Annotated in this window: 4 protein-coding genes; 2 read left to right on the forward strand and 2 right to left on the reverse strand. The window is 65.1% G+C overall.

The features are described 5' to 3' along the window. A partial coding sequence (locus ACT84W_RS05125) for a hydratase (RefSeq protein ID WP_444328429.1) occupies positions 1–1,285 on the forward strand: 1,285 nt, incomplete at its 5' end. An 89-nt stretch (positions 1,286–1,374) separates the two neighbouring features. Here ACT84W_RS05125 and ACT84W_RS05130 read toward each other — a convergent pair. Continuing rightward, entirely contained in the window at positions 1,375–2,025 is a 651-nt protein-coding gene (locus ACT84W_RS05130; RefSeq protein ID WP_444328430.1) for a hypothetical protein, read from the reverse strand. Positions 2,026–2,504: 479 nt separating this feature from the next. Then, entirely contained in the window at positions 2,505–3,266 is a 762-nt protein-coding gene (locus ACT84W_RS05135) for an SDR family NAD(P)-dependent oxidoreductase (protein ID WP_444328431.1), read from the reverse strand. Positions 3,267–3,484: 218 nt separating this feature from the next. Between ACT84W_RS05135 and ACT84W_RS05140 the strand changes: the two genes are divergently transcribed. Next, positions 3,485–4,801: an amidohydrolase family protein gene (locus tag ACT84W_RS05140; protein WP_444328432.1), complete on the forward strand. Its 1,317-nt coding sequence runs from the start codon at positions 3,485–3,487 to the stop codon at positions 4,799–4,801. The last annotated feature ends 235 nt before the right edge of the window (positions 4,802–5,036 follow it).

The following is a 5,036-nucleotide window of genomic DNA, read 5'->3' on the forward strand; positions in this document are numbered from 1 at the left end:
CATCGGCGGCAAGAAGGTCAACTTCAGCCTGCTCGACAAGGTCGTCGACGGCAAGCTCCACGTCCAGCAGGGCGTGATCGCCGGCTGCTCCGGCGGCAACTACGACTCCGTCGTCCAGGCGGCCCGCGCGCTCAAGGGCGCCAACATCGGCTGCGGCGAGTTCTCGCTGTCCGTTTACCCCACGAGCCAGCCGGTCGCGCTCGAGCTCACGCGCCGCGGCTACATCTACGACCTCATGGAGGCGGGCGCCATCGTGCGCACGGCCTTCTGCGGCCCGTGCTTCGGCGCCGGCGACACGCCCGCCAACAACGGCCTGTCCATCCGCCACACCACGCGCAATTTCCCCAACCGCGAGGGCTCCAAGCCCGGAAACGGCCAGCTCTCGGCCGTCGCGCTCATGGACGCGCGCTCTATCGCAGCCACCGCAGCCGCCGGCGGCGTGCTTACCCCGGCCACCGACCTGCCCGACGAGACTTGGGACGAGAAGTGCGAGTACCACTTCGACTCCGCCCCCTACAAAAAGCGCGTCTACTGGGGCTTCGGCAAGGAGGACCTCGGCTCCGCGCTGGTCGAGGGCCCGAACATCAAGCCCTGGCCCGCGATGGAGCCCCTCGCTCAGGACATCCTGCTCAAGGTCTGCTCAAAGATCATGGACCCGGTGACCACCACCGACGAGCTCATCCCCTCCGGAGAGACGAGCTCCTACCGCTCCAACCCGCTCGGCCTGGCCGAGTTCACCCTCTCGCGTCGCGACCCCGAGTACGTCGGCCGCTCCAAGGCCGTAGACGCCGTCGAGAAGCGCCGCGTCGCCGGCGAGGACCTCGCCGAGGCCGACCCGGCGCTGGCCGGCGTGTTCGGCGCGCTCGCCGCGGCGGGCGTCGAGGCCGACTCCAAGGCGACCGAGTACGGCAGCATGGTCTACGCCGTCAAGCCCGGCGACGGCTCCGCCCGCGAGCAGGCCGCGAGCTGCCAGCGCGTGATCGGCGGCCTCGCGAACATCGTCAGCGAGTACGCCACCAAGCGCTACCGCTCCAACGTGATGAACTGGGGCATGCTGCCCTTCCAGATGGAGGGCGAGCCCAACTTCGAGGTTGGCGACTACGTGTTCGTGCCCGGCATTCGCGCCACGCTCGACGGCGAGCTCGCTGACATCGCCGCATGGGTCGTCCGCGCCGACGGGTCCGTCGAGCAGGTCAAGCTCGCGATCGCCGACATGACCCCCGAGGAGCGCGCCATCGTCAAGGCCGGCTGCCTCATCAACTACAACCGCGAGAAGAACGCGTAGCCTCTAACGGTTTCGCACACAAAGAAGGGCCCGCGGGAGCCGCCGAAAATTGGCGTGCCCGCGGGCCCTTTAGCTAAGTCGCGTTGCCGCTACTTGACGAGGCTGCCGCCCCACTCGACCACCGTGAAGCCGACGCGCTCGGGTGCCGCGAGTTCCTGGGTGGGAATATCAACCGGGGAGTCTGCGGGCTTCCACGCCATGAACACGCGAAGCAGCGTGTCGGGCTCGGGATCAATGTGGAGCTGGGCCGCCTGCGTATAGGCGTCTGCCTGGAACGAGATGATGTTGTAGGGATTGTCCTGCATAAGCGGCAACCAGTAGACGATGAACTCGTTCGCTTCCTTGCGATTTAGCCCCAGCTGCCCGAGCGCACTCTCGAGGAAGGCCGCGGTGTCGCCTCCTGCCACGCAGAAGCCCTTGGAGAAATCGTACGCGGCGTCGTTCTCGCCTTCCCAGTACAGGTAGTTGTACGTCTGCCCGTCTGCGTCCGTGAGCGTTCCGTCGGGCAGCGCGGTGACGTTCCACTTGCCGTTGTAGTCGGGATACGTGCAGGTCAAGTCTCCCGTATAGTCAAGCTCGACCGAGACGTCCTCCTTCTGTTCCGGGTAGAGATAGATGACCGGCTTCAAATCCGGTTGCTCGGCCTCGCGGGCACACCCGGATGCCGTAAGGAGGCATCCGCAGGCCAAGGCCACCAAAAACGTCAGGGCGATGATTCGTGGCGATGCGTTTTTCTTCATGCGAGCCGCCTCCTTTGGGACGAATATAGCGGGTAAGTCAATTCTAAGGAGCTTGCGGTAAGGCGGGCATTCGCGAACGTTGCGGAATCCCGCGAAGGGTATTTAACGACCCACGGGCGCAGATCGTCCGCGCCGTTTGAGGTCGCAAACGGGTCAGCTTATATAAAACAACACGATGTAGGTATCCTATTTCGAAAAGCTCGAGTAGCTCAAATAGTTCTAGCTTTTTTACCTGCGGAAACGTCAGCGCAAAGTAACCTCTACTCACACATTTTAGAATTGGATACCTACTTCGTGACTTTTTCTGCGTGAATGACGTTGTTTAGACCCGTCGGAAGGCGTTGCCCTTCGACTTGGGCTCAGAAATAAAGCTTCGCGTCCGTGCCGGGCGCGAAAAAGCCCCGCCCCCGCCGAGGCGCGCTGCTCGCGCGTAAGGCGATGGGGCGGGGCGCCGCTGTTCGGACGCTAGGCCATGAGCGCTACGGCATGATGGAGTTGGCGCCGTCGACGATCACGGACTGGCCGGAGTAGTAGCAGGAGTCGGGGCCCGCGAGGAAGGCGACGACGGGAGCGATGTCGCCCTCGGGGTCGCCGAAGCGGTGCATGGGGTTGAGCATGACCTGCTTCTTGTACTCCTCGGGGAACTTCTCGGCCCAGGCCTTGGCGGCGGGGGACTCGGCGCCGGGGAGCACGACGTTCACGCAGATGCCGTACTGGCCCCACTCCTTGGCGGCGATCTTGGTCAGGCCGCGCAGGGCCTCCTTGTTGGAGCCGTAGGCGAGCTGGCCGGCGATGCCGAACATGCCGGTGGCGGAGGCGAAGTTGATGATACGGCCCTCGCCTTGCTCCTTCATGTAGGGGAAGGCGGCCTGCATGTAGTTGAGCGAGCCGATGGTGCCCGACTCCCAGGCGGCGAGCATGTTCTCGTAGGTGGTGTCCTCGACGGGGGCGGAGGGCACGATCGCCTGGCCGTTGTTGACGATGACGTCGATGGAGCCGAAGGTATCCACAGCTGCCTTGACGACCTCCTCGACGCGGGCGCGGTCGGCGGAGTCGCAGGTCATGGCCAGGCCCTGGCCGCCCAGTTCTTCGATCTCGGCGACGGTCTGCTGGATGGGGGCCTCTCGGCGCCCGGTGCACACGACCTTGACGCCGCGCTTGGCGAGGCACAGCGCGATGCCCTTGCCGATGCCCTGTCCTGCGCCGGTGACGACGGCGACCTTCTCGTTGAGCTGCTTCATGTTGTGCTCCTCTCATAGTGCCCCGTAAATACACACGGTGCCAAGTATCCCAGCCGCCCGCACGCGCGTGAATCGTCCCTCGACGAGCGGCGGGGTTTTGCTGGTAAGGGCAACCTGGAGGACGGGTCATCAGCCGCGCGCCGCGTGCGCTTGACTATCATGTAGACAAATTGTCGATAGGTCCTGGCGCCAGGTCAGCAAACGGGAAGGATAGCCAAATGGCAAAGGCCGCCTTCATCGCCGCCCCGAACCAAAGGACGGCGTATATCAATGCAAACGTGCTCGACGGAACCGAGGGCATGGAGCCGCTCGAGAACCACGCGGTCGTCGTTGAGGGGCAGCGCATCGTGGAGGTCGCCCCCACGGCCGAGGCGGACCTTGCCGGCTGCGAGCTCGTCGACCTCAAGGGCGCCTACCTGCTTCCGGGTCTCATCAACATGCACGTGCACCTCGCGGGCAATGGCAAGCCCCAAAAGAAGCAGCGCGACAACGAGGCGCTGGTCAAGAAGGTCATGGCCAACGGCCTTACGCGTGCGATCGCGTATCGCCTGGTGGCGGAGTACGCGCGCCTGGAGCTGCACAGCGGCGTCACCACCATCCGCACCGTCGGCGGCCTGGGCGACTTCGACACGCGCGTGCGCGACGCCGGCGCCGCCGGCAGGCTCGACGCTCCGCGCATCCTCGCTGCCAACCAGGGAATCTCGGTGCCCGGCGGCCACATGGCGGGCTCGGTGGCCATCGCGGCGCGAAGTATCCCCGAGGCCCTGGCCCAGGTCGACGTCGCACGCTCACAGGGCGCCGACCTTATCAAGCTCATGATTACCGGCGGTGTGCTCGACGCCAAGGAGAAGGGCACGCCCGGCGAGCTCAAGATGGATCCCGCCATGGTGCGCGCGGTGTGCGACCGCGCCCACGAGCTCGGCTTTACCGTTGCCGCGCACGTCGAGTCTACAGAGGGCGTGCGCGTCGCGCTCGAGGGCGGCGTCGACTCGATCGAGCACGGCGCCGCGCCGACCGACCAGATCATGGGCCTTTTCAAGAAGAACGGCCCGTTCCTCTGTACCACGATCTCGCCGGCGCTGCCCTACGCGCTCTTCGACCGCTCCGTCTCGTGCGCGAGCGAGGTCGAGCAGTACAACGGCAACATGGTCTTTGAGGGTATCATCGCCAACTCGAAGGCTGCTCTCGAGCAGGGCGTTCCCGTGGCCCTCGGCAACGATGTGGGCTGCCCCTGGATCACCCAGTGCGACTTCTGGCGCGAGCTTCGCTACTTCGAGAAGTACGTCGGCGTCTCCCGCTCGTTCGCGCTCCACACGGCGACGCTGCGCAACGCCCAGCTCGCCGGCGTAGGGGACGTGACGGGCTCGATCGAGGTGGGGAAGGACGCCGACATGATCGTCGTCGACGCGAACCCGCTCGACGACCTGTGCGCGCTGCGCACTCCCAGGCACGTCATCCACCGCGGCCGCTTCATCGCCAAGCCCAACGTGAAGCGCAACGCCGTGGTCGACCGCGAGCTCGACAAGTTCCTGTAGGGGCTCGAAGCTCGGGAGCTGCGCCGTTTGGCTTTAGTCCCAAAAATGCTGTTTTAGTCAAAAGGTTCGCCGGGGACAGAATTCTGTGGAGGTCTGCTCCTTGGCGAATCTGCCTGTATGCAGGGGGGCGGAATCGGGCCGTAAATCGCGGGTTATGGCCTGAAGTGCAGCGACGAAAAGCGAAAGCGATTGAGTTCTGTGAAGCCAGCGGAAGAAGGACGAGCCGCGCCCAAGC

Source organism: Paratractidigestivibacter sp. (genome assembly GCF_052362415.1).
In the GTDB taxonomy this organism is placed as follows: domain Bacteria; phylum Actinomycetota; class Coriobacteriia; order Coriobacteriales; family Atopobiaceae; genus Paratractidigestivibacter.

Coding starts and splice junctions, on each gene's coding strand:
- ACT84W_RS05135 (WP_444328431.1), bottom strand. CDS start 3,266: ATGAAGCAGCTCAACGAGAAGGTCGCCGTCGTCACCGGCGCAGGACAG.
- ACT84W_RS05140 (WP_444328432.1), top strand. CDS start 3,485: ATGGCAAAGGCCGCCTTCATCGCCGCCCCGAACCAAAGGACGGCGTAT.
- ACT84W_RS05130 (WP_444328430.1), bottom strand. CDS start 2,025: ATGAAGAAAAACGCATCGCCACGAATCATCGCCCTGACGTTTTTGGTG.